This is a genomic window from Streptomyces sp. NPDC047525, assembly GCF_040643025.1.
GTDB classification, from domain to species: Bacteria; Actinomycetota; Actinomycetes; order Streptomycetales; family Streptomycetaceae; genus Streptomyces; species Streptomyces durmitorensis.
The window spans coordinates 360,039-383,757 of record NZ_JBEYTL010000007.1 but is presented as its reverse complement, the minus strand read 5'-3'; the positions used below and the strand labels follow the sequence as shown (position 1 = coordinate 383,757).

The following is a 23,719-nucleotide window of genomic DNA, read 5'->3' as shown; positions in this document are numbered from 1 at the left end:
CGGTAGAACACGCGCACGATCCGGCAGCACATAGGCTGCTGCCGTGGCAGAGACACGCGAGTACCGCATGGAGGAGCTGGCCAAGGCGGCCGGCATCACGGTGCGCACCGTGCGCTTCTACCGTGAGCGCGGCCTGATCCCACCGCCCCGCCGCGAGGGCCGTATCGCCTGGTACGACGACCACCACCTGGCCAGACTCCGGACGATCGCCGCGCTCCTCGACCGTGGCCACACCCTGAGCGGCATCGCGGAACTGGCGGAGGCCTTCGAGAACGGCCGCGACGTCGGCGAGCTCCTCGGCATCGGCGAACCCACCGAGGAGACCCCGGTCCGCCTCACCCCCGAGGAACTGGCCGACCACTTCGCGGGCGAGGTCACCCCCGAGAACCTCGCCGCGGCCCTTGACCTCGGCTACCTCGGCACGGACGGCGAGGAGATCGTGCACGTCAGCCGCCGCCTCCTGGACGTCTCGTCGGCCCTGGTCCGCGAGGGCATACCGCTGGCGGCGGTCCTGGAGGCGGGCCAGCGCGTGCGCGAACACGCGGACGCGCTGGCGGAGTTGTTCATCACGATCATCCGCGCCCACACGCCGGCCGATGAGGGCAACGTCAGCATCGACCGCCTGCGCCCGCTGGCGAAGAGCGTGGTGGAGGCGGAGCTTTCGATGGCCCTGGACCGCCGCCTCGCCTCGGAGAAGCCGGAGGAGACGTAGCCCCGCGGCGACTCGGGCACACCCCTACCTCGGCAGGAACCACCGCGCCTTGTAGATCCCGCCGTCGATCAGCTTGTACTCACTCTGCGGCCGATGGACGCTCACCTTGGTCGTCCACCAGGTCTCCTCGAGGCCGGTCTCCGGCACGGTGGTGATGACCTGCCCGGTCCGCGGATCGTCGCCGACGCCCTTCACCGACTTCCGGGCGATCTCCGCGGCCCCCGCGAAGTCCTGCACGAAGACCCCGCCCCGGATGTCGTACTGGAAGACGGACGCGTTCGTCGTCACCCAGAGCCGCCCCCGACGCCCGGCCACGGGGAAGAGGTCATGTCCGCCGGGGGTCTTGCCCGGCGTCCCGACCGGGAGGCCCACCGACGAGAGGCGTGTCAGCTCGGGCCTGGCCCGCGTCCCGCCCACGTCATACGTGACCAGCTCGTCGTCGCCGATGGCCCACAGCACCTCGCGCTCGCGGTCCCAGTGCAGCCCGTGCGCGCCCTTGAGCTCCGCCTCGGCGTACCGCGAGGCATGCGGCCCCTGCGACGCCGCGTACAGCCTGACCAGCGCACCCGTGCTGCACGCCACCGCGACATTGCCGTCCGGCAGGATCTCCGCGCTGTGCGGATTGAAGAGGTCGTCCCCGGGGCCGATCGCCGTGCCCCAGTAGCGCCTGCCCGAGGGGTAGTCGACGACGGCCACGAAGCCGAAGGACGCGGTCGTCAGGACGTACGTACGCCCCTTGAGTCTGCGCACCTTCGACTCGCTCGGATACACCCAACTGTCCTCGGGCCGAAGGTCTTCGTACCCCGGCTGCCTCAGCGGCGAGAACGCCCACCGCACGACGGACGGGTCGTTGTGCGTGTCCCAGACCCTGCGCCGCGGATCGAGCACGAGGATCTGCTGGGTCGCTTGTTCGGTGAGGAGCACGGGCGGGGTTCCGCGGGGCACCCCGTCCGAAGCGGCGGCGGACGACGCGGCGGTCAGCGGCAGCCCCGCCCCGATCCCGGCGCCCAGAGCCCCGAGCAGCACACCCCGACGGGACGGCAATGACATACCGGACATGAAGTCTCCCCCACACGGCTGACAGTTGAGTCATTGTCAGGTACGTGCCCGCAACATGCCATGGCGCCGCGCGGCGTCACATGTCGTAGACCACCGTGACGGGTGCGTGGTCCGACCACCGCTCGTCATGACTGGCCGCCCGCTCCACGAACCCCTTGACCGCGCGCTCCGCGAGCCCCGGCGTCGCCACGTGGTAGTCGATGCGCCATCCCGTGTCGTTGTCGAAGGCACGCCCCCGGTAGGACCACCAGGAGTAGGGCCCCTCGACGTCGGGATGCAGCGCCCGCACCACGTCGACGTAGCCGGCGTCCCCCTCGAAGACCTCACTGAGCCAGGCACGCTCCTCGGGCAGGAAGCCCGAGTTCTTCTTGTTGCCCTTCCAGTTCTTGAGGTCGGCCTCCTGGTGGGCGATGTTCCAGTCGCCGCAGACCACGACCTGGCGCCCCTCTGCGGCAGCCCGCTGCTTGAGCCCCTTCAGATAGGTGAGGAACTCCCCCATGAAGCGGACCTTCTCGTCCTGCCGCTCCGTGCCGACCTCACCGGAGGGCAGGTAGAGGCTCGCGACCGTGACGCCGGGCAGATCGGCCTCGACGTAGCGCCCACTGCCGTCGAACTCCTCCGACCCGAACCCGATCTGCACGCGGTCCGGCTCACGGCGCGTATAGAGGGAGACACCCGCGCGCCCCTTGGCGGCGGCCGGCGCATGCACGACGTGCCAGCCCTCGGGCTCCCGCACGTCCTCCGGCAGCTGCTGCGGCTCGGCCCGCACCTCCTGGAGGCAGAGCACGTCGGCCGAGGTCCCGGCGAGCCACTCGACGAAGCCCTTCTTGGCGGCGGCGCGCAGCCCGTTCACATTCACACTGGTCACTGTGAGCATCCCGGAACGATACCGGCACACTTAATGGACACCCGCATCCCACCGCATAGAAGTACGATGGTTCGCATGAGTATCCAGTCATCGTTGCAGCGCCCCGCCGTCGAGCTGCGCGCCACCTCCTTCGACCACCCCGACGCGGTCGAGCTCAACGACCGCGTCCAGCTCGAGTACGCGCAGCGGTACGGGGACGAGGGCGACGTCACACCCCTCGACCCGGCCATGTTCACGGCCCCGCGCGGCCTGTACCTCATCGCGTACGACGAGAACGGCACCCCGCTGGCCACCGGCGGCTGGCGCGGCCACGAGGAGAACGACGAGGGGTACGCGCACGGCGACGCCGAGATCAAGCGCATGTACGTCACCCCGGAGGCCCGCGGCCTCGGCCTGGCCCGCCGCATCCTGGCGGCCCTGGAGGACGACGCGAGGACGGCGGGCCGTACGCGCATGGTCCTGGAGACGGGCACCAAGCAGCCGGAGGCGATAGCCCTCTACACCTCGACCGGCTACACCCCGGCCCCCAACAAGTTCGGCCTCTACCGCTTCGAGGACCTGAGCCGCTGCTTCGCGAAGCAGCTGTAGCTCTCCCGAGCCACACGTTCTCCCGCGCCGCACATCCGAGGCACCGAGGCACAGCAAAGATCCCGCCCAGTTCGATGAACTGGACGGGATCTCATGTGCAGTGGACCTGTGGGGATTTGAACCCCAGACCCCCTCGATGCGAACGAGGTGCGCTACCAGACTGCGCCACAGGCCCTTGCAACGAGTGAAACTCTAGCATCCCGATCCGGGTGCTTGGAAATCCGTTCCTGGCCGGTGACCTGCCCGGTGACCTGGATGGTCACCCGGCCGGTCAGGCCTCACTCGTTGGCGGCCCGCGGGCGCTGCCCGTCGTCGTACTGATCGAAGAGCGGCGTGCGTCCGCGCTCGCGGGCCCGGCGTGCGGAGGCGGCCCGCCGTGCGTCACTGCGACCGCCGACCCCGTCCATGCCGTCGGCGCCGTCGGCGCCTTCTGCGTCCTCGGCGTACTCGCCGTACTCCGCGTACTCGCTCCCGTCCGCCTCATCGGCCGCGGGCTCCACGGAGCTCGACCGCGCCGAGCTCCAGGCATCGGGCGCGCCCAAGTCGACGTCACCGGTGGCCCGCGGGGCGACCGGCGCGGTCACGTACGTCGGCAGGGGCACCGGCACCGGGTCCCAGCTGTCGCCGTGCCCCGGGCGGCGCTGCCGCTCGCGCTGCTGGTCGACCCACTCGGCGTGGTCGGTCTGCTCGACCAGGGCCCGGCGGTCGGCGGCGAGCGCGGAGAGGCCGGTCTCCGTGTCGTCAGGGGCCGGTCCTTCCTCCGCGTCGTCGACGACCGCTTCCGCGCCGCTCGAAGCGCGCCTGCGCGGCTGACGCTCCCGCAGCCGCTGCGCCGCGACCTCGGCCCTGCGCCGGTCCATGGTGTAGGTGAAGCGGCGCCGCTCCTGGCCTCGCAGGTACACGATGTACGCGCTCAGGAGCGCGGCCGGTGCGGCGGGCGCCCAGAGGAACGCGAGCCCGCCGACCGCGGCGACGATCGTGCCGATCGTGAAGGCGACGAACAGCATCACCGTCGTGCGCCGACGGCGCGCGAGTACCTTCACGCGCCGGGCGCGCGCGGCGGCTTCCGCCGATGCGGCCCGCCGGGCGGGCGACTGCTGGGGCCGCGCGGCGCTCTTCGCCGGGGCCTGTGCCGATGCCTGCGCCGATGCCTGTGCCGGGGCGTTCGCCTGGGCCTTCACGGAGGGCCTTGCCGGAGACTGCGCCGCCGGCTGCGGCTTGGACCGTGCGGGAGGCTGCTGCGCCTGGGGTTTGACCGGCGCCTTGGCCTGCGGCTCGGGCCGCTCTTCCTGGTCGCCCTGCCGATACGGGGGCGCGACGAAGGCCCGGACGTCCACCGCGCCGGTGGCGTCGTCCGGGTCGCGCGACTCCTCCTCTTCAGGCGAGCGCGCTTGCAGGTCCTTGGCGTACCGGCGCTCCATCCCCGCCCGTCCGGACAAGAGCCGGATGGCGGTGCTGAAGCGTTCCGTCGGACGGGCTTCATTGAGCTCGTCCTGCCTACGGAGCCACATCGGCACCAAGTAGGCGGCCCAGGCCCCGACGATGACTGCGTAGATGAGGCCGCTGCTGCTCACGCCTCACACGGTAGAGGGGTTTGGTTGAGGCCATCTGCCAATTGAGCCGGTGTGTCGCACGATCTGGCTGATATCTCGAACTTTTTTTGTGACTGGTGCGATCAACAGGTCACCGAGACCGTGAAATTAATGCCGTAGGGGGATCAAGTCGGGCCCCAGACGGTCGATCACCGATCAATTTCAAACACTTATTCTATTTACGCGGTCTTCCGGGGTCGTGCCTGGTGCCAGCGCCGCAGCAACCCTTCCGGTACCTCTTCCGCGGTGAGCGCGAAGACAAGATGGTCACGCCAGGCACCATCGATGTGGAGATAGCGTGGACGAAGCCCCTCCTCGCGGAATCCGAGTTTCTCCACGACCCTGCGACTTGGCCCGTTCTCAGGTCGAATACAGACCTCGATACGGTGCAGCCCCACCGAGCGGAAGCAATGGTCGACCGCGAGGGCGACGGCGGTCGGCATCACGCCGCGGCCAGCGACCGACTGGTCGACCCAGTAGCCGACATGGCCCGAGCACATCGATCCCCAGGTGATCCCGGCGACCGTCAACTGCCCGACGAGCCGCCCCTGGTACTCGATCACGAAGGGCAGCATGCGCCCGGCGTGCGCCTCGGCGCGCAGGTGCCGGACCATCTGACGGTACGTCGGGCGGTGCACGATCGGGCCGCTGGGCGTGGGCGGCGGGATCGTCGCCTCCCAGGGGCGCAGCCAGTCCCGGTTGCGCCGGTTGACCTCACGCCAGGGCCTCTGGTCGCGCATCTTTATCGGACGGAGGGCGACATCGCCGTCCGTCAGCTCGACGGGCCAGGAAGGGCTGTTCAGCTCGCACCACCTGAGGGTCTGGGATGGTCGCCGCCCCTGAGCTGCTCGACGGCGTGCGTCAGCAGGGGCTCGAGGACGGCGAGGCCGTCCCGTACGCCGCCGGTGGAGCCCGGCAGGTTCACGATGAGCGTGCGCCCCGCGACTCCGGCGAGGCCCCGGGAGAGCGCGGCCGTGGGCACCTTCTCCCTGCCGTACGCGCGAATCGCCTCGGGGATGCCCGGCACTTCGTGGTCGATGACGGCGCGGGTGGCCTCGGGGGTGCGGTCGGTGGGCGAGATGCCGGTGCCGCCTGTGGTGAGGATCACGTCGTATCCGGCGTCGGCTCCGGCGCGCAGGGCCTGCTCGACGGGGTCGCCGTCGGGGACGACCTGGGGGCCTTCGACGTCGAAGCCGAGCGCGGCAAGGGCATCGGCGATGAGCGGCCCGCCCCGATCCGCGTAGACACCGGCGGCGGCACGGTTGGAGGCGGTGACGACGAGCGCGCGGTAGGCGGTCATGCCCCGGCTCCTTCGCGGCTCCAGTCCCCGGATTTCCCGCCGGTCTTCTCCTCGACGCGTACGTCCGTGATGACCGCGCCCTTGTCGACGGCCTTGACCATGTCGATCACTGTGAGGGCGGCGACGGTCACCGCGGTGAGGGCCTCCATCTCGACGCCCGTGCGGTCCGTCGTCTTCACCGTGGCGAGGATCTCGACGGCGTCGTCCGCCACGGAGAGGTCGAGTTTCACTCCGGAGACGGCCAGCGGGTGACAGAGCGGGATCAGGTCGGGCGTGCGCTTGGCGCCCATGATGCCCGCGATCCGCGCGGTGGCGAGGGCGTCGCCCTTGGGGACGCCCTCCCCGCGCAGCAGCTCGATCACGCGGGGCGATACCAGGACGCGGCCACTGGCGCGGGCGGTGCGCGCGGTCACGTCCTTCGCGGATACGTCGACCATGCGAGCCGCGCCCGCTTCGTCGATGTGCGTCAGTCGCTGCTGGCTACTCATGTGCTGTGGCGCTCCCGGTCCGGGCCCTCTCGCGGTGCGGCGCAAGGGGGCCTATGTGCGCGACACCGTACCGCGCGGAAGGGCGTTTCAGCCGAGCAGGACCACTTCGACGTCGGCGCCCGGCTCGACCGATGCGGTGTCCTCCGGGACGACGATCAGCGCGTTCGCGTGCGCGAGGGCCGCGACGAGGTGGGAGCCCGCGCCGCCCACGGGCCGCACGCTGCCCGCATCGGCGTCGTACTGCCCGCGCAGGAACTGTCGCTTCCCCGCGGGCGAGGTCAGCGCCTTGTCGGCGCTGAGCACCGCGCGCGCCGTGGGCCGGTGCACGTCCGGGAGGCCCATCAGGGCGCGCACCGCGGGACGTACGAAGATCTCGAAGGAGACGTACGACGACACCGGGTTGCCCGGCAGTGCGAGCAGCGGGGTGTGGTCGGGGCCGATGGAGCCGAAGCCCTGCGGCTTGCCCGGCTGCATGGCGAGCTTGCGGAACTCGATGCCGCTGCCGGCCTCGTCCTCGTCCCCCACCGAGGAGAGTGCTTCCTTCACGACGTCGTACGCGCCGACGCTGACGCCGCCCGTGGTGACGATGAGGTCGGCGCGGATCAGCTGGTCCTCGATGGTGGAGCGCAGCGTCTCGGCGTCGTCGGCGACCGCGCCCACGCGGTAGGCGATCGCTCCGGCCTCCCGGGCGGCGGCGGTCAGGGAGAAGCTGTTGGAGTCGTAGATCTGGCCCTTGGCCAACTCCTCGCCGGGCTGGATCAGTTCGCTGCCGGTGGACATGACGACCACGCGGGGGCGCGGGCGCACCTTGACCGTGCCGCGGCCGATCGCGGCGAGCAGGCCGATCTGCGGGGCGCCGAGGACCGTGCCCGCGGACAGTGCGCGGTCACCGGCCTGGACGTCGCTGCCGCGGGCCCGCACGTGCGCGCGTGCCTCGGCGGGGCGGTGCACACGGACCTCTCCGAAGGCTCCGTCGGGGGCGGCGCTGTGCGCGCGCATTCCGGAGACGGGGCCTTCGCCGAGGCCTCCGTCGGTCCACTCCACGGGGACGACGGCCTCCGCGCCGGGCGGCAGCGGGGCGCCGGTCATGATGCGGGCGGCCTCGCCCGCGCCGACGGTGGGCTGTTCGCCCTGGCCGGCGGCGACGTCACCGATGACCGTCAGGACGGCGGGGAACTCCTCGCTCGCGCCCGCGATGTCGGCGACCCGGACGGCATATCCGTCCATGGAGCTGTTGTCGAAGGGCGGCAGCGAGACGGGCACCGTGACGTCCTCGACGAGGACGCAGCCCTGTGCGTCGAGGAGTTGGAGCTCGATGGGCTCCAGGGGGCGGACGGATCCGAGGATGTCGTCCAGGTGCTCGCTCACCGACCAGACGTGTTCCTGGCCGGTGACTTCGGTCGTCGCGCTGCTGCTCAAAGTGCTACATCTCCTCGGACACGTAACTGCGAAGCCAGGCCTGGAAGTCCGGGCCCAGGTCTTCACGTTCGCACGCGAGTCTGACAATGGCACGCAGATAGTCGCCGCGGTCGCCGGTGTCATAGCGGCGGCCCTTGAAGACGACGCCGTGCACGGGGCCGCCGACCTTCTCGTCGACGGCGAGCTGCTGGAGTGCGTCGGTGAGCTGGATCTCGCCGCCGCGGCCGGGCTCGGTCTTGCGCAGTATGTCGAAGACGTGCGGGTCAAGGACATAGCGGCCGATGATGGCGTAGTTGCTGGGGGCGTCCGCCGCGTCGGGCTTCTCGACCAGGCCGGTCACCTTGACGACGTCGCCCTCGTCCGTGGCGTCGACGGCCGCGCAGCCGTAGAGGTGGATCTGCTCGGGGGCCACCTCCATGAGGGCGATGACGCTGCCGCCGTGCCGCTCCTGGACCTCGACCATGCGGGCGAGGAGCGGGTCGCGCGGGTCGATCAGGTCGTCGCCGAGGAGGACGGCGAACGGTTCGTCGCCGACGTGCGGCGCGGCGCACAGGACGGCGTGACCAAGGCCCTTGGGGTCTCCCTGGCGTACGTAGTGCATGGTCGCGAGGTCGCTGGACTCCTGGACCTTCGCCAGTCTCGCCTCGTCGCCCTTCTTCAGAAGGGCCGACTCCAGCTCGTAGTTGCGGTCGAAGTGGTCCTCCAGGGGGCGCTTGTTGCGGCCCGTGATCATGAGGACGTCGTCGAGGCCGGCGGAGGCGGCCTCCTCGACCACGTACTGAATCGCCGGCTTGTCGACGACCGGCAGCATCTCCTTGGGAGTGGCCTTGGTCGCCGGCAGGAACCGGGTGCCCAGACCTGCTGCCGGAATGACAGCCTTGCTGATCCTGTGGGGGTGAGACTCAGTCATGTCCGTAACCATAACCGGTGAGTATGTGCGGAATCTGTGCCTCCGGACATTTTGTTCTCATATGAGCGCACCTGGAAGGGTTTGTGAGCGCACCATGGAAGAAACCGGCCCTGCCAAGCCAACCAAGCGCACATTGCGCGGAGAATTCCTCGCGGTGAGAGGCCGGTTGACTAGGGATGACGCACAGAAGGCCGCCGCGGTTCTCGCCGACCGCGCATTGGAGCTGCCGGAGCTCGCCGGGGCGGGCACGGTCGCGGCGTACGTCTCCGTGGGGAGCGAGCCGGGGACGCGAGCGCTCCTCGATGCCCTCCACGCGCGCGGGACGCGGGTCCTGCTCCCGGTGCTCCTCGAGGACAACGACCTGGACTGGGCGGCCTATGAGGGCGAGGGCTCGCTGGCCCGCGTGCAACACCCGGGAAAGATGGCGCTCTTGGAGCCCTCAGGGACGCGGCTCGGGTCCGATGCCGTCGTGGCGGCGGACGCCGTGCTGCTTCCGGGGCTGGCCGTGGACGAGCGCGGGATGCGGCTCGGGCGCGGTGGCGGGTCGTACGACAGGGTGCTCGCCCGGCTCGGACGGGCCGGCGCCGATCCCGCCCTGGTGGTGCTCCTGTACGACACGGAGGTCGTCGCACACGTCCCCCAGGAGGCACACGACAAGCCGGTGCACGCCGTCGTCACGCCGTCGGGAGTGCGGCGCTTCCGCTGATCCCCTCTGGACGTGAAAGGGCCCTCCACGCGCGCGTGGAGGGCCCTTTCAGTGGTGCGCACCGGTCAGGTGCGGCGGCTCAGGGCCGCAGCACCAGCGTGTCGTTCGTGCTCTTCTTGACGGCGTTCTTCGAGAAGGACCACGGCAGCAGCTCGCCCTTGACCCACTTGCTGGTCTGGTCGGTGTAGTGCGCGCTGTAGGCGTGCCCCGAAGCTCCGGTGAGGTTGATCCACTTGGACTTGTTGAAGTCGTCGAGGTTCACCACCATGCGCATCGACGGCACCCACTGCACTCCATAGCCGCCCGCCGCGTTCCAGCCGGTGGCGTTGACCGCCGCCTCGCCGCCGCCCAGCTTGAACGGGCCGCGGTTGAGCATGAACTGGAGCCAGCCGGGGCCTTCGACGCCCAGGGTCTGGTTCTTCAGGGTCAGCCGGTGCAGGCGGCCCCAGCTCCAGGTGTCGACGTCCTTGCCGAGCTTGGCCGTCAGGTCCCAGCGCGCGTCCTCCAAGGCCCGGCCGAACAGCTGGTCACGGGTCTTGGTCTCGGCGTCCGTGCGGGTCTTGGGCGACTTCCACCAGTCGTTGTCCTCGTCGTCGAGGATCGACCGGATCACTTCGTAGTAGCGGTCGCCGCCGTCGGGCTGCGCGGACTCCGCGTCCCGCTGGCCGCACTCGCGCACCGGCTCGGCCTCGTCGGCAGGACCCGTGTTCCCGGCCGGCTCGACGCTCAGGCACTGGCCCTTGACCCGCAGCTCCTTGGGCAGCTTGTTGCCGATGGAGAGCTTGAGGATGTTGCGCCAGACCGAGTTGAAGTACGCGGCCGCCGCCGAGTCGGGGTCCTGGGTGTAGTCCCAGCCCTCCAGGAGCTTCTGCGCCTCACGGACGTAGCTGTCCTTGACGTCGATCTTGAGCAGCTTGGGCACGAGGACCTTGGCGATCTCGCTGCTGTTGTCCATCTGCATCGTGCGCATGTCCTCGGTGGAGACCTTCCCACCGTTCTTGATCTTCGACTGGATCAGGTCGGTGATGCGCTGGCTGCGCGCGCCGTAGCCCCAGTCCGACGTGAGCTTGTACGGGTACTCCTTGCCGATGACGGCCTGGTTGGCGGTCACGATGTACCCGCGCTTGGGGTCGTACTCGTAGGGCAGCGCGGACTGCGGGATGTAGCCGGTCCAGCGGTAGTCGGAGTCCCAGCCGGGCGCCGGGAGCGCGCCGTCGCCCTTCCCGCGGACCGGGATCCTGCCCGGTGCCTGGTAGCCGATGTGGCCCTTGGTGTCCGCGTAGATCAGGTTCTGCGAGGGCACTTCAAAAGAAGCGGCCGCCTTGCGGAACTGCGAGAAGTCCTTCGCCTTGTTCAGCTCGAATACGGCGTCCATCGACCTGCCCGGCTTGAGCGCGGTCCAGCGCAGCGAGACTCCGTAGCCGTCGCCCCGGTCGGGGGCGGCGCTGTCGACCGTGGCCTTCTTGCCGACCTTCACCAGCTCGTCGTCGCGGTCGGACAGCAGGGGGCCGTTGTCGGTCTCCCTGACGGTGATCTTCTTGGACTTGCCGCCCGCGACCTTGATGGTCTCCACGCGGGACTTGAAGGGCAGCACCTTGTCGTCGTACGCGTAGCCGTCGCCCTCGAACTTCTCGAGGTAGAGGTCGGTGACGTCGGCGCCGAGGTTCGTCATGCCCCAGGCGATGTCCTGGTTGTGGCCGATGACCACGCCGGGCATGCCGGCGAAGGTGTAGCCGGAGACGTCGTACTGGCAGTCCTCGGAGACCGCCTTGCAGTGCAGGCCCATCTGGTACCAGGTGGAGGGCAGCTGCGGTGACAGGTGCGGGTCATTGGCGAGCAGCGGCTTCCCGGTGATCGTGTGGTCGCCCGAGACCACCCAGGAATTGGATCCGATGCCGTTGCCGTTCGGGCCGAGGCCCGCGTCGGGGACGCTGTCCAGGATGTCGGAGAGACCCGACAGCTGGGACTGGAGCCCGTCGGGAGCCTGGGTGTTGCCCGCGAGGCCCGTGCCCGCCGCGCCGCCGGTCTGCGACTGCGACTGGCCGCCCGCGCTGCCCTTGCCCTCGTACTCCTTGGTGACGCTGTTGTAGGAGCCCTCCTGGACGATGGGCTTGTTCCGGGAGTACGGGTACTCCGGGTACAGGTCGTCGATCTGGGACGGGCCCAGGCGGCTGGTCATCAAGGAGCGGTCGATCTCGTCCTGCATGTTGCCGCGCAGGTCCCAGGCCATGGCCTTGAGCCACGCCACGGAGTCGACGGGGGTCCACTCCTGGGGCGCGTAGTCGTTGGTGAAGCCAAGGGCGGCGTACTCCAGGGAGATGTCCTTGCCGCTCTTGTCCTTCAGGTAGGCGTTGACTCCCTTGGAGTACGCCTGGAGGTACTTCTTCGTCTCCGGCGAGAGCTTGGTGTCGTACTCCTTCTGCGCCACACGGTGCCAACCGAGCGTCCGCAGGAACTCATCGGTCTTTACTTGGCCCTTGCCGAACATCTCGGAGAGGCGACCGGAGGTCGTATGACGGCGGACATCCATTTCCCAGAAGCGGTCCTGCGCCTGGACGAAGCCCTGGGCCATGAACAGGTCGGCGTCGGACTCGGCGTAGATCTGCGGGATGCCGTTGCCGTCACGCTTCACGTCGACGGGGCCGGAGAGGCCGTCGAGCTTGATCGTCCCCTTGGTCTGCGGGAAGGAGGCCCGCACCGTACTGACGCTCCAGTACGCGCCGTAACCGATGCCCGCCACGATGGCCAGGACCAGGACGATCACGATGAGGCGGGCTCGGCGCCCCTTCTTCTTGCCGGACTTATGACCGGAAGAGGCGGTGGTATTCGAGGGCATCGCTGTCCTTGCTGTCCTTACGCGAGCGGCAGGGCTGGCTGGGCGGTGGTGGGAGCGCTGGAGCAACCATAGGCGCAGGGCACTGCGGCCCCGGACGCGGAGTCAGGAACCTACATCGCGACGCATCGGATAAGCGTTCGAAGGCGTCAAGGAAGCGTTAACAATTAGGTAAGGTAACGAAGTACTTGGCTCGCGCGGAGGAAGGAACGGCCCCTGACTGTCCACGACCTCAACCAGCTTCTGCTCATCTGCTCGCTCGTCCTGCTCGTCGCGGTAGCGGCGGTTCGCATCTCGTCGCGCAGTGGGCTCCCAAGCCTGCTCCTCTACCTCGGCATCGGCATTGCCATGGGCCAGGACGGCATTGGCAACGTCACGTTCAACAATGCCGAGTTGACGCAGGTCATCGGCTATGCGGCGCTCGTCGTGATCCTGGCCGAGGGCGGCCTCGGCACGAAGTGGAAAGAGATCAAACCCGCGCTGCCCGCGGCCGCCGTCCTGTCGCTCGCCGGCATCGCGGTGAGCGTCGGCGTGACGGCCGCCGGTGCCCACTACCTGGTCGGCCTCGAGTGGCGGCAGGCGCTCATCATCGGCGCGGTGGTCTCCTCGACGGACGCGGCGGCGGTCTTCTCCGTGCTGCGCAAGGTGCCGCTGCCCTCCCGCGTGACGGGCATCCTGGAAGCGGAGTCGGGGTTCAACGACGCCCCTGTGGTGATCCTGGTCGTGGCCTTCTCCACCGCGGGCCCCGTGGAGCACTGGTACGTCCTGATCGGCGAGATCGCCCTGGAACTGGCCATCGGTGCCGCGATCGGCATCGCGGTGGGCTGGCTCGGCGCCTACGGCCTGCGGCACGTGGCGCTGCCCGCGTCCGGCCTCTACCCCATCGCCGTGATGGCCATCGCGGTCGCCGCCTACGCGGCCGGCGCCATGGCGCACGGCAGTGGATTCCTCGCCGTCTACCTCGCCTCGATGGTCCTCGGCAACGCCAAGCTGCCGCACTGGCCCGCCACCCGCGGCTTCGCCGAAGGGCTCGGCTGGATCGCGCAGATCGGCATGTTCGTCCTGCTCGGCCTCCTGGTCACCCCGCACGACCTGCTGGACGACATGTGGCCCGCGATCATCATCGGCTTGATCCTGACCATGGTGGCCAGACCCCTGGGGGTCGTCATCAGCCTGCTGCCGTTCCGCATGCCCTGGCAGGAGAAGGCCCTGATGTCCTGGGCGGGACTGCGCGGAGCCGTCCCCATCATTCTGGCCACGATCCCGATGGTGAACGGCGTCGACGACAGCCAGCGGATCTTCAACATCGTCTTCGTCCTGGTCGTCGTCTACACCCTCATCCAGGGTCCTACGCTGCCGTGGCTGGCCAGGAAGCTGCGCCTCGGCGACTCTTCGGGCGCCGCCGACCTGGGCATCGAATCGGCGCCCCTGGAGCGCCTTCGCGGGCACCTGCTCTCGGTGGCGATCCCGAAAGGATCGCGGATGCACGGCGTCGAGGTGGGCGAGCTGCGGATGCCCGCGGGGGCGGCGGTCACGCTCGTCGTTCGCAACGGCGAATCATTCGTGCCGCAGCCCACGACCGTGCTGCAGCGCGGGGACGAGCTCCTGGTGGTCGCGACCGACCCGGTGCGGGACGCGGCGGAGAAGCGGCTGCGGGCCGTCGGACAGGGCGGAAAGCTGGCCGGATGGCTGGGAACCGCTGGTCAGGAGCCGGAAGAGCGGGGCAATCACAGGTGACGGGCGCCTCAATCTCCGTATTCACAGGCCAGGTGGCTCCATTCCCTGTACGATGAAGGCACACTTCTTCTGTACCACCTGATCGAACCAACTCTGTCTGAAGCAGAGCTGGCGCCGACCGTATGGCGGCCGCGTGTCCTCGCAGTGGGCAACCGGCATCTACCGCAGTCCCGCGCAAGAGGACAGCTCTCGGCGCCGTCGCCCTGAAAAAGGGGGCCGCGCTACCAGGCGGCAGAAAGGCACGGGCCGTGGCATCCACGGTCACCTCCCGCCCCGGATACGGACAGCTGCTGCGCACCCGCGGCGCCTGGACGTTTCTCCTGCCCGGCTTCGCGGCACGACAGCCCTTCGCGATGCTGACCATCTCCATCGTGCTGCTCGTGCAGCACACCACCGGCTCGTACGGCGTCGCCGGCGCCGTATCGGCCGTCACCGGTGTCTCCATGGCGGTGTTCGCCCCCTTCGGCGGCAAGCTCGCCGACCGGTTCGGCCAGCGGGCCGTACTGGTGCCGGGTGTCCTCATCCACACGGTGTCGGTGCTCTCCCTGACGGTGCTCGCACTCTCCGACGCCCCCTTGTGGGCGCTCTTCGTCGCGGCGGTGCCCACCGGCGCCTCGCAGCCGCAGATCAGCCCCATGGTGCGGGCCCGCTGGGGCGTCAAGCTCCAGGACTCCCCGCTGGCGGGCACGGCGGCCGCCTTCGAGTCGGTCACGGACGAGCTGACGTTCGTCCTCGGCCCGCTCTTCGCGACCGCGCTGTGCACGACCATCGACCCGGCGGCCGGACTCTTCACGGAGGCCGGACTCACGCTGGTGGGCGGCCTGCTGTTCGCCGCGCAGAAGAGCACCCAGCCCAAGCCCGCCTCCCGCGAGGAGCACGCGCGCGTGGAGCACGTCTCGGCGCTGCGGATCCCCGGTGTGCGGGTGCTGATCGTGACCTTCCTGGGCATCGGCGCCGTCTTCGGCGGCATGCAGGTCTCACTGGCCGCCTTCACCGAGTCCATCGGCGAACCCGGCCTGAACGGCGTCCTGTACGGCACGTTCGCGGCGGGCAACATGCTCTCCGGACTCGTCTGCGGCGCCATCGCCTGGAAGATCGCCCCGCAGCGGCGGCTCCTCGTCGGGTACGCGGCGCTGACCCTGATGGCCTCCGGGCTGTGGGCCGCGCACTCCGTGGTGCTGCTCGCCGGGCTCGGTCTCCTGGTCGGCGTCTGCATCGCGCCCGCGCTGATCACCGGCTACACGCTGGTCGACCGGCTCGTGGACCCGTCCGGCCGGACCGAGGCGTTCACCTGGCTCACCGGCGCCGTCGCGCTCGGCCAGGCGGCCGCCGTCACGGTCGCGGGACAGCTGGAGGACCGCTTCTGGGACGGTGCCGGTTTCCTGGTGCCGCTGGGCGGTACGGCGCTCGCGCTCGCGGTGCTCGTGACCCTGCGTTCGCGGCTCGTTCCGCGGTCCGTCGGGCGCACCGTCGCACGTGGCGTCGGTCACCGCGAGCCGGTCACGGTGGACTGATCCCGCGGAATACGTCACTATGGACCGTCGTTAGCACTCATCGAGTGAGAGTGCCAGGAGGAAGCAAGTGCCGACGTACCAGTACCAGTGCACCGAATGCGGCGAGGGCCTCGAGGCGGTGCAGAAGTTCACTGATGACGCCCTGACCGTGTGCCCCAGCTGCGACGGACGCCTCAAGAAGGTGTTCTCGGCGGTCGGCATCGTCTTCAAGGGCTCCGGTTTCTACCGCAACGACAGCCGCGGCTCGTCGTCGAGCAGCACGCCCTCGACGGCGAACGCGTCGAAGTCCTCGGACTCCAAGCCGTCGGACTCCAAGTCCACCGCGGGCGCTTCGTCCTCCTCCTCGGGCTCCTCGGGCTCTTCGGGCTCGGACTCGAAGTCGTCCGGCTCCTCCTCGGGTTCGTCGGCCGGCTCTTCGAGTTCCTCCAGCTCGTCGGCCGCCTAAGTTCTTTCTCCAGGTCCCCGCTGTCGTCCGACAGCGGGGATTTCGGCGTTCCGGGGCCCGGCTACTGTGCACGGCATGGTGAATACGGCGGACACGACCAGCACGGAACGCGCCGAGATCGGTGTCATCGGCGGCTCCGGTCTCTACTCCTTCCTCGACAACGTGACCGAGCTCCAGGTGGACACCCCCTACGGAGCGCCGAGCGACTCCCTCTTCCTCGGTGACATCGCCGGACGACGGGTCGCGTTCCTGCCCCGGCACGGCCGCGGACACCATCTGCCGCCGCATCGCATCAACTACCGCGCCAACCTGTGGGCGCTGCGCTCCGTGGGCGTACGGCAGGTGCTCGGCCCGTGTGCGGTGGGCGGGCTGCGGCCCGAATTCGGGCCCGGGACGCTACTGGTGCCCGATCAGCTCGTGGACCGCACGAAGACGCGTACGCAGACGTATTTCGACGGGGTGCCGCTGGCGGACGGGAGCATCCCGAACGTCGTGCACGTGTCGCTGGCCGACCCGTACTGCCCCGTCGGACGCAGCGCCGCCCTGAAGGCGGCCCGTGGGCGTGAGTGGGAGCCGGTGGACGGCGGGACGCTCGTGGTGATCGAGGGGCCGCGGTTCTCGACCCGGGCCGAATCGCTCTGGCACGCGGCGCAGGGCTGGTCGGTGGTCGGCATGACGGGGCATCCCGAGGCCGTGCTCGCCCGTGAACTGGAGCTCTGCTATACGTCGTTGACGCTGGTCACGGACCTGGACGCGGGGGCGGAAAGCGGCGAGGGCGTCTCGCACGAAGAGGTGCTCCAGGTGTTCGCGGCGAATGTGGACCGGCTGCGGACGGTGCTGTTCGACGCGGTGGCGGGGCTGCCGGCGGAGGGTGAGCGGGACTGTCTGTGTGCGGAGGCGCTGGGCGGGATGGAGACGGGGATTCGGCTGCCGTGAGGTGTCCGGGGCACGTTGGGGCACGGGCCGTGGCAGGGGCCGTTCGAGGCGGGCCCGTTCGAGGCTGGAACTTCCCCTTCGGGTGAGGGAGTTGTCCACAACCCGCGAGTAGTCCACGGGGCTCAGCGGGATTCGGCGCGGGCCTGCATCGTGAGGGCGGAAGGCAAGATCCTCAGCTCTCCCGACTCTCTCCGCAGGTGGTGGCCGTCGTGGCACACGTTCCCTCAGACATCCCGTCCTCTTCTCCTCCCGCGCCCTGTCCGGTGCCTCATTTCGCCCCCGTGCGCGTACGAGGCGGGAGGCACCGGCTGCGAAGGCTGCTGCGGCACAGACGGCGGGCCATGGCCGCGGGGCTCGCGGTGACCGCGGCGGCGCTCGTGGCCGCCGGGCCGCGGGATGCCGAGCGGGCACGGCCACCGGGGCATCCGACGGCTGCCTCCTCCTCGCCGCAGCCGGAGCGGGCCGCCCCTTGGGTGACGGCGCCCGTGCGGATCGCGGACGCGGAGACGGTGCGGCTGCTGCACCGGGGCGACCGGGTCGATGTCGTCGCCGCCGACGGCTCCGCGTCACGGGTGGTGGCTGCCGGGGCCAGGGTGGCCGAGGTGCCCGAGCCCGGCGACGGTGCGGCCGAAAGTACCGCCGAGGCAGGGGCGTTGGTGGTGCTCTCCGTGCCACGGGCTACGGCGGCACGGCTCGCCGGTGCGGGAGCGAGCATGCGTCTGGCGGTGACGTTGTGCTGACCCACGCCGTGTGCAACTGCACTGACATCCTGTCAAGTCGCTCATTCGTGTTACCCAATTGGACAGTGCTGCCAGGCCCTGCCGTAGGTTTCGAAGCTGTTTGTTTCACGACCTGCAGTTGCAACGAAAGGCCTCGTGGTGAGCGAGAAGAACGAACCGAGTCTCTGGGAGGGCTTCAAGGCCTTCCTGATGCGCGGCAATGTCATCGACCTGGCGGTCGCGGTGGTCATCGGCGCCGCGTTCACGAACATCGTGAACTCCGTGGTGAAGGGTGTCATCAACCCGCTGGTCGGTGCCTTCGGTACGAAGGACCTCGACCACTACAGCTCGTGTCTGAAGGACCCGTGCAAGATGAACGACGCGGGGGAGGTCGTCAGCGGCATCCCGATCATGTGGGGCTCCGTGCTCAGCGCGACGCTCAGCTTCGTGATCACCGCGGCCGTCGTCTATTTCCTGATGGTGCTGCCCATGGCCAAGTACCTGGCGAAGCAGGCCGCGCGGAAGGCCGCGAAGGAGGGGACGCAGGAGGTCCTCGAGCTCTCGGAGCTGGAGGTCCTCAAGGAGATCCGCGACGCCCTGGTGGCCCAGCGCGGCGCGGGGCACGACGAGCGCTAGCGCGCGCTCAGAGGTGGTGGGGCGGCTTCTCGTCGAGGAAGCGCGCCAGGTCGGCGGCGCTGTCGCCGCCGACCGGAGGCCGCTCGCCCCACCCACGGTCCGTGTCGTCCGAAGACTGCTGCGACAGGGGGTCGTCGAAGACCAGGGCGCTCTTCGGCTTCTTCGGCGCCGCGGAGCCCTTCGGGGTCTCCGATTCCTTCGGATCGCGCGGTTCGGAGGCAGGGGCGGTGCTCATGTCTCCAGGGTACGTCCGTGGGGCGCCGCCGTGGGAGTCAGACGGCCATGAGCCCCTGAGCTGCAAAGATCTCCTTGGCGGTGGCCACCTGCGCCGGAGTCGGCGAGGGAGTGTCGCGCAGGGTGAAGTCCTTGCCGAGGGCGTCCCACTTCGCCTCGCCCAGCTTGTGGAAGGGCAGCACGTCGACGCGCGAGACGTTGCCGAGCGAGGCGGCGAAGCGGGCGACGCCCTCGATGTTCTCCGGGTCGTCGGTCAGACCGGGCACGAGGACGAAGCGCACCCAGACCTCCTTGCCGAGGCCGGCGAGGCGGTGGGCGAAGTCGAGGGTGGGCCGCAGCGGGCGCCCGGTGACCTTCTTGTACGTCTCGCGGTCCCAGGACTTGATGTCCAGGAGCACGAGGTCGACGTCACGGAGCAGGGCGTCGGTGGCGCGCACGCCGAGGAAGCCAGAGGTGTCGAGGGCGGTGTGCAGGCCCAGTTCGTGCTTGAGGCGGTGCAGCAGTTCGCCGGTGAAGACGGGCTGCAGGAGGGGTTCGCCGCCGCTGACGGTGGCGCCGCCACCCGCCGCCGAGATGAATTTGGTGTACTTGGCGGCTTCCTTGATCACGTCGTCGGCGGTGGTCCGCTTGCCGTCCCGCATCCGCCAGGTGTCGGGGTTGTGGCAGTACAGGCAGGTCAGCGGGCAGCCCGAGAGGAACGTGACGAAGCGGCTGCCGGGGCCGTCGACGCCGGTGGACAGGTCCCAGGAGTGGATGGATCCGGTGACGGGGCGCCGGGTGACCGCGGCCGCCGGGGTGGTGGATTCGATCGCCGTGTCGAGCAGAACAGTCATGGCAGAACTCCCGGACTACTGGCAGGACGTGATGTGCGCGGCGCCCGGAGCCGGAGTGAGGGTTCGGCTCCGGGGCCGCGGATCAGGGGTGGCTCGTGGGGAGCCGGTGGCTCAGAGGGAGCCGTGGAAGGTGCGGTTGATGACGTCGAGCTGCTGGTCGCGGGTCAGGCGGATGAAGTTGACCGCGTAGCCGGAGACCCGGATGGTCAGCTGCGGGTAGTTCTCCGGGTGCTCCATGGCGTCCTGCAGCGTCGCCTTGTCGAGGACGTTGACGTTCATGTGGAAGCCGTCGCTGGCCATGTAGCCGTCGAGGACCCCGGAGAGGTTCTGGATCCGCTCGCCGGGGGTGCGGCCCAGGGCGTCCGGCGTGATCGTGTTGGTGAGCGAGATGCCGTCCTCGGCGTCGTCGTAGTTGAGCTTGGCGACCGACAGCGCGGAGGCGATGTAGCCGTGTTCGTCACGGCCGTTCATCGGGTTGGCTCCGGGGGCGAACGGCTCGCCCGCGCGGCGGCCGTCGGGGGTGTTGCCGGTCTTCTTGCCGTAGACGACGTTCGAGGTGATCGTCAGGACGGACTGGGTGTGCACCGCGTTCCGGTAGGTCGGGTGCTGCCGGATCTTGCCCATGAAGTCCGAGACGATCCGCTGGGCGATGGCGTCGGCCCGCTCGTCGTTGTTGCCGTAGGCGGGGTAGTCGCCCTCGATCTCGTAGTCGACGGCGAGGCCCGTCTCGTCGCGGATGACCTTGACCTTGGCGTGCTTGATGGCGGAGAGCGAGTCGGCGGCGACCGAGAGGCCCGCGATGCCGCACGCCATCGTGCGCAGGATCTCCTGGTCGTGCAGCGCCATCTCGATGCGCTCGTAGGCGTACTTGTCGTGCATGTAGTGGATGACGTTCAGCGCGTGGACGTACGTCTTGCCGAGCCAGCCGAGCATCGCGTCGTAGCGCTCGGCGACGGTGTCGTAGTCCAGGTAGTCGCCCTCGATGGGCTCGAAGCCCTCGACGACGCGCTTGCCGGTCTTCTCGTCACGGCCGCCGTTGATCGCGTAAAGCAGGGCCTTGGCGACGTTGACGCGGGCTCCGAAGAACTGCATCTGCTTGCCGACGGCCATCGCCGAGACGCAGCAGGCGATCGCGGTGTCGTCGCCGTACTTGGGGCGCATCAGGTCGTCGGACTCGAACTGGATGGCCGAGGTGTCGATGGCGACCTTGGCGGCGAAGTCCTTGAAGCCCTTGGGCAGTTCCCGCGCCCAGAAGACCGTCAGGTTCGGCTCGGGGGCGGGGCCCAGGTTGTAGAGGGTCTGCAGGGCACGGAACGTGGTGCGGGAGACCAGCGGGCGGCCGTCCTGGCCGATACCGGCCATCGACCAGGTGACCCAGGTGGGGTCGCCGGAGAAGCCCTCGTTGTACTCGGGGGTGCGCAGGAAGCGGACGATGCGGAGCTTGATGACGAAGTCGTCGATGAACTCCTGGGCCTCGGTCTCGGTGATGCGGCCGGACTCGATGTCGCGCTGGAGATAGATGTCGAGGAAGTTGTCGATGCGGCCGATCGACATGGCCGCGCCGTTCTGCTCCTTCACGGCGGCCAGGTAGGCGAAGTACAGCCACTGGACGGCCTCACGGCCGTTGGTGGCGGGGGCGGAGATGTCGTAGCCGTACGACATCGCCATGGCCTTCAGTTCGCCCAGGGCCTTGATCTGCTCGGAGGTCTCCTCGCGGGCCCGGATGACGTCCTCGGTGGCCCACTCCTCGCCGAGGAGCGCCTTGTCGGCCTCCTTCGCGGCGATGAGGCGGTCGACTCCGTAGAGCGCGACGCGGCGGTAGTCGCCGATGATGCGGCCTCGGCCGTAGGCGTCGGGCAGGCCGGTGATGATGCCGGAGGAGCGGCAGGCGCGGATCTCGGGTGTGTAGGCGTCGAAGACACCTTCGTTGTGGGTCTTGCGGAGGTGCGTGTAGACCTCCCTGACCTCGGGGTCGGCCTCGTAGCCGTAGGCGTTGAGTGCGCTTTCGACCATGCGCCAGCCGCCGTTGGGCATGATGGCGCGGCGCAGCGGGGCGTCGGTCTGCAGGCCGACGATGAGGTCCCGGTCGCCGTCGACGTAGCCGGGCCTGAAGGCGTCGATGCGGGACGGGGTCTTCACGTCGACGTCGTGGATGCCGCGCTCGATCTCCGCCGGGAACATCGACAGCAGCTTCTGCCAGACCTGGGTGGTGCGTTCGGTCGCGCCGGCCAGGAAGGAGTCGTCGCCCTCGTACGGGGTGTAGTTCTGCTGCACGAAGTCGCGGACGTCGATGGCGTCCCGCCACAGGCCGCCCTTGAAGCCGTCCCATGCCTCGCCGTGCACTGTCGTTTCCGCGGGAGTGGCAGTCATCGCCGGCACCTTCCGAGTCGTCTTTTCGCTATGCCTCCATTGCACTCCGGTTTGATCGATCAGCGGCGCCGCAATGGTCCCCACTTCAGGGCCCGAGGTCCCCTCTCTCCGCTCCCCCGACCAGACGCACCCGCCCTGACCTGGGAATTCCTTCGGGACTTTGGACCTAAGTTCGCTTGTGAATGCATTCACAAGAATTTCCCGCACATCCCGTGGTACGGGGTCAGGGGGGCCAGGAGCGCTAGAAGTGCTTGGAGTGCCAGAGGGGCCTGGACATGCGAGTGGGCCGGGTGCTCCCACACCCGGCCCGTCCCGCCGACGCCGCTCAGGACGTCAGCTCGGGGACTCCGCGCCCTTGCGGGCGTAGAACCACCAGCAGACCGCGATACAGCTGGCGTAGAAGGCCACGAAGCCCCACATCGCGCTGGTCACCGCGAAGTTGGCGAACATCGCCGGGATGAAGAAGAAGCCGTACGCCGCGATGGCGGAGGTGAAGCCGGTGACGGCGCCCGCCTCCATCTCGGACTGCTTCAGAGCCTTCGCGTACTCGGGGGTGCCCTCCGTCAGGCCCTTCAGGTGCTGGGCGCGGAAGATCACCGGGATCTGGCGGAACGTCGAGCCGTTGCCGATGCCCGAGAAGAAGAACGCGGCCAGGAAGCAGGCGAAGAAGCCGTAGAAGCTGCCGTTGTCGCCGCCGGAGGGCAGGAAGTTGATGACGCCGATGATCGAGAGCGCCATGCCGACGAACGAGATGATGGTGACCCTGGCGCCGCCGATCTTGTCGGCGATCCAGCCGCCAGCCCAGCGTGCGAGCGCACCCACGGCCGGGCCCATCCAGGCGTACGTCGCCGCGGAGTAGGCCGCATCGATCGGCGTGAACGTCGTCTTGATGAGCATCGGCAGGGCCGCCGCGAACCCGATGAAGGAACCGAACGTGCCGACGTAGAGCCAGGTCATCAGCCAGTTGTGCTTGCGCTTGAAGATGATCTTCTGCTGGCTGAAGGGGGTCGACGCGACCTTCAGGTCGTTCTGGCCGAACCACGCGACGACGGCCAGGATCACCAGGACCGGCACCCACAGGAACGCGGCGTTCTGCAGGAACACGGGCGTGCCGTCGGCCTTGTGCTGGGCCGAGCCGACCGCGAGGACCGAGCTGGTGATGACGATCGGGGTGACCAGCTGGACGACGGAGACACCGAGGTTGCCGAGGCCGCCGTTGATGCCGGTGGCGTTGCCCTTGTCGCGCTTGGGGAAGAAGAAGCCGATGTTGGCGAGGGACGAGGCGAAGTTCGCGCCGCCGACGCCGCACAGGGCCGCGATGGCGATCATCACGCCGTACGACGTGTTCGGGTCCTGGACCGCTATGCCGAGCCAGATCAGCGGGATGACCAGGACGATCGTGGAGAGCGCGGTGAAGCGGCGCTGGCCGATCATCGGGCCGAGGAAGGTGTAGAAGATGCGCGCCGTGCCTCCGGTGATGCCGGGGACGGCCGTCAGCCAGAACAGCTGCGAGGTGGAGAAGCCGAAGCCGACGTCCTTGAGGTTGGTCGCGGTGACCGACCACACCTGCCAGACGACGAACGCCACCAGGAGCGCGGGGACGGCGATCCACAGGTTGCGGGACGCGACCTTCTTGCCGATGGACTTCCAGAAGAGCTCGTTCTCCGGCTCCCAGTCGGTGATGGTCTTGCCGGGGCGGTACTGCGTCGTGTCGTACGTCGCGTCCACTGGTGCGGTCTGCGCTTCTTGGGTGGCAGGCGATCTCATGTTGGTTCCCAGTTCGCTACCGGTCCCGACCTTGCTCCGGGGCCTGACGTTTC

At 69.2% G+C, this 23,719-nt stretch carries 22 protein-coding genes and 1 tRNA gene; 9 read left to right on the top strand and 14 right to left on the bottom strand.

The window, feature by feature from the left end:
• Positions 1-67: 67 nt before the first annotated feature.
• Positions 68-712 carry a MerR family transcriptional regulator gene (locus tag ABZ833_RS22680; RefSeq protein WP_361049676.1) on the top strand — a complete coding sequence of 215 codons (645 nt, stop codon included), beginning with the start codon at positions 68-70 and terminating at the stop codon, positions 710-712.
• Between the two features lie 24 nt (positions 713-736).
• Here ABZ833_RS22680 and ABZ833_RS22675 read toward each other — a convergent pair whose 3' ends face one another.
• Complete coding sequence (locus tag ABZ833_RS22675; RefSeq protein WP_361049344.1) at positions 737-1,771, bottom strand: DUF6528 family protein; 1,035 nt, start codon at positions 1,769-1,771, stop codon at positions 737-739.
• 76 nt (positions 1,772-1,847) lie between these two features.
• Positions 1,848-2,648, bottom strand: coding sequence for an exodeoxyribonuclease III (locus ABZ833_RS22670; protein WP_361049342.1), 801 nt, complete (start codon positions 2,646-2,648; stop codon positions 1,848-1,850).
• Positions 2,649-2,714: 66 nt separating this feature from the next.
• Here ABZ833_RS22670 and ABZ833_RS22665 point away from each other — a divergent pair, with 66 nt between their 5' ends.
• Positions 2,715-3,227, top strand: coding sequence for a GNAT family N-acetyltransferase (locus ABZ833_RS22665; protein ID WP_361049340.1), 513 nt, complete (start codon positions 2,715-2,717; stop codon positions 3,225-3,227).
• Positions 3,228-3,328: 101 nt separating this feature from the next.
• Here ABZ833_RS22665 and ABZ833_RS22660 read toward each other — a convergent pair.
• The 7 genes from ABZ833_RS22660 to galU all read right to left on the bottom strand — a co-directional run bounded on the left by ABZ833_RS22660 (position 3,329) and on the right by galU (position 8,936).
• Positions 3,329-3,402, bottom strand: a tRNA-Ala gene (locus ABZ833_RS22660).
• Between the two features lie 103 nt (positions 3,403-3,505).
• Positions 3,506-4,801, bottom strand: a complete 1,296-nt coding sequence (gene glpR, locus ABZ833_RS22655; protein ID WP_361049339.1) for a gephyrin-like molybdotransferase receptor GlpR — start codon at positions 4,799-4,801, stop codon at positions 3,506-3,508.
• A gap of 197 nt (positions 4,802-4,998) precedes the next feature.
• Positions 4,999-5,622: a GNAT family protein gene (locus ABZ833_RS22650; RefSeq protein WP_283779166.1), complete on the bottom strand. Its 624-nt coding sequence runs from the start codon at positions 5,620-5,622 to the stop codon at positions 4,999-5,001.
• Positions 5,619-6,119 (bottom strand): MogA/MoaB family molybdenum cofactor biosynthesis protein, encoded by a 501-nt coding sequence (locus tag ABZ833_RS22645; RefSeq protein WP_249589398.1) that lies wholly within the window; start codon positions 6,117-6,119, stop codon positions 5,619-5,621. The genes ABZ833_RS22650 and ABZ833_RS22645 overlap by 4 nt, the downstream gene beginning before the upstream one ends.
• Complete coding sequence (gene moaC / locus ABZ833_RS22640) at positions 6,116-6,607, bottom strand: cyclic pyranopterin monophosphate synthase MoaC (RefSeq protein ID WP_160505558.1); 492 nt, start codon at positions 6,605-6,607, stop codon at positions 6,116-6,118. Before moaC ends, ABZ833_RS22645 begins: the two co-directional genes overlap by 4 nt.
• 87 nt (positions 6,608-6,694) lie before the next feature.
• Entirely contained in the window at positions 6,695-8,026 is a 1,332-nt protein-coding gene (gene glp / locus ABZ833_RS22635) for a gephyrin-like molybdotransferase Glp (protein WP_361049336.1), read from the bottom strand.
• Positions 8,027-8,030: 4 nt separating this feature from the next.
• Positions 8,031-8,936, bottom strand: coding sequence for a UTP--glucose-1-phosphate uridylyltransferase GalU (galU, locus tag ABZ833_RS22630; protein ID WP_249589395.1), 906 nt, complete (start codon positions 8,934-8,936; stop codon positions 8,031-8,033).
• Between the two features lie 94 nt (positions 8,937-9,030).
• Between galU and ABZ833_RS22625 the strand changes: the two genes are divergently transcribed.
• Complete coding sequence (locus tag ABZ833_RS22625; protein ID WP_361049334.1) at positions 9,031-9,642, top strand: 5-formyltetrahydrofolate cyclo-ligase; 612 nt, start codon at positions 9,031-9,033, stop codon at positions 9,640-9,642.
• Positions 9,643-9,721: 79 nt separating this feature from the next.
• Here the strand turns inward: ABZ833_RS22625 and ABZ833_RS22620 are convergent, their stop codons facing one another.
• A complete protein-coding gene (locus ABZ833_RS22620) occupies positions 9,722-12,478 on the bottom strand; it encodes a penicillin acylase family protein (protein WP_361049331.1) in 2,757 nt (918 codons plus the stop codon).
• A gap of 213 nt (positions 12,479-12,691) precedes the next feature.
• Between ABZ833_RS22620 and ABZ833_RS22615 the strand changes: the two genes are divergently transcribed.
• From ABZ833_RS22615 to mscL, 6 genes are all read left to right on the top strand, one after another.
• Entirely contained in the window at positions 12,692-14,212 is a 1,521-nt protein-coding gene (locus ABZ833_RS22615; RefSeq protein ID WP_361049673.1) for a potassium/proton antiporter, read from the top strand.
• Between the two features lie 248 nt (positions 14,213-14,460).
• A complete protein-coding gene (locus ABZ833_RS22610) occupies positions 14,461-15,726 on the top strand; it encodes an MFS transporter (RefSeq protein ID WP_249589392.1) in 1,266 nt (421 codons plus the stop codon).
• A gap of 67 nt (positions 15,727-15,793) precedes the next feature.
• Positions 15,794-16,171, top strand: a complete 378-nt coding sequence (locus ABZ833_RS22605; protein ID WP_361049329.1) for an FmdB family zinc ribbon protein — start codon at positions 15,794-15,796, stop codon at positions 16,169-16,171.
• Between the two features lie 75 nt (positions 16,172-16,246).
• Positions 16,247-17,107, top strand: a complete 861-nt coding sequence (locus ABZ833_RS22600; protein ID WP_361049327.1) for an S-methyl-5'-thioadenosine phosphorylase — start codon at positions 16,247-16,249, stop codon at positions 17,105-17,107.
• A gap of 209 nt (positions 17,108-17,316) precedes the next feature.
• Entirely contained in the window at positions 17,317-17,847 is a 531-nt protein-coding gene (locus tag ABZ833_RS22595) for a hypothetical protein (RefSeq protein ID WP_361049325.1), read from the top strand.
• 135 nt (positions 17,848-17,982) lie between these two features.
• Positions 17,983-18,462, top strand: a complete 480-nt coding sequence (gene mscL, locus ABZ833_RS22590) for a large conductance mechanosensitive channel protein MscL (RefSeq protein ID WP_361049323.1) — start codon at positions 17,983-17,985, stop codon at positions 18,460-18,462.
• 7 nt (positions 18,463-18,469) lie between these two features.
• Here mscL and ABZ833_RS22585 read toward each other — a convergent pair whose 3' ends face one another.
• The 4 genes from ABZ833_RS22585 to ABZ833_RS22570 form a co-directional block, all read right to left on the bottom strand.
• The gene (locus ABZ833_RS22585) at positions 18,470-18,697 is read right to left on the bottom strand and encodes a hypothetical protein (RefSeq protein WP_249589387.1); all 228 of its coding nucleotides are present in this window, start codon (positions 18,695-18,697) and stop codon (positions 18,470-18,472) included.
• A 37-nt stretch (positions 18,698-18,734) separates the two neighbouring features.
• Entirely contained in the window at positions 18,735-19,529 is a 795-nt protein-coding gene (gene pflA / locus ABZ833_RS22580; RefSeq protein ID WP_361049321.1) for a pyruvate formate-lyase-activating protein, read from the bottom strand.
• Positions 19,530-19,640: 111 nt separating this feature from the next.
• Positions 19,641-21,899 (bottom strand): formate C-acetyltransferase, encoded by a 2,259-nt coding sequence (pflB, locus tag ABZ833_RS22575; RefSeq protein WP_361049319.1) that lies wholly within the window; start codon positions 21,897-21,899, stop codon positions 19,641-19,643.
• A gap of 333 nt (positions 21,900-22,232) precedes the next feature.
• Positions 22,233-23,666, bottom strand: coding sequence for a NarK family nitrate/nitrite MFS transporter (locus ABZ833_RS22570; RefSeq protein WP_361049317.1), 1,434 nt, complete (start codon positions 23,664-23,666; stop codon positions 22,233-22,235).
• Positions 23,667-23,719: the final 53 nt, after the last annotated feature.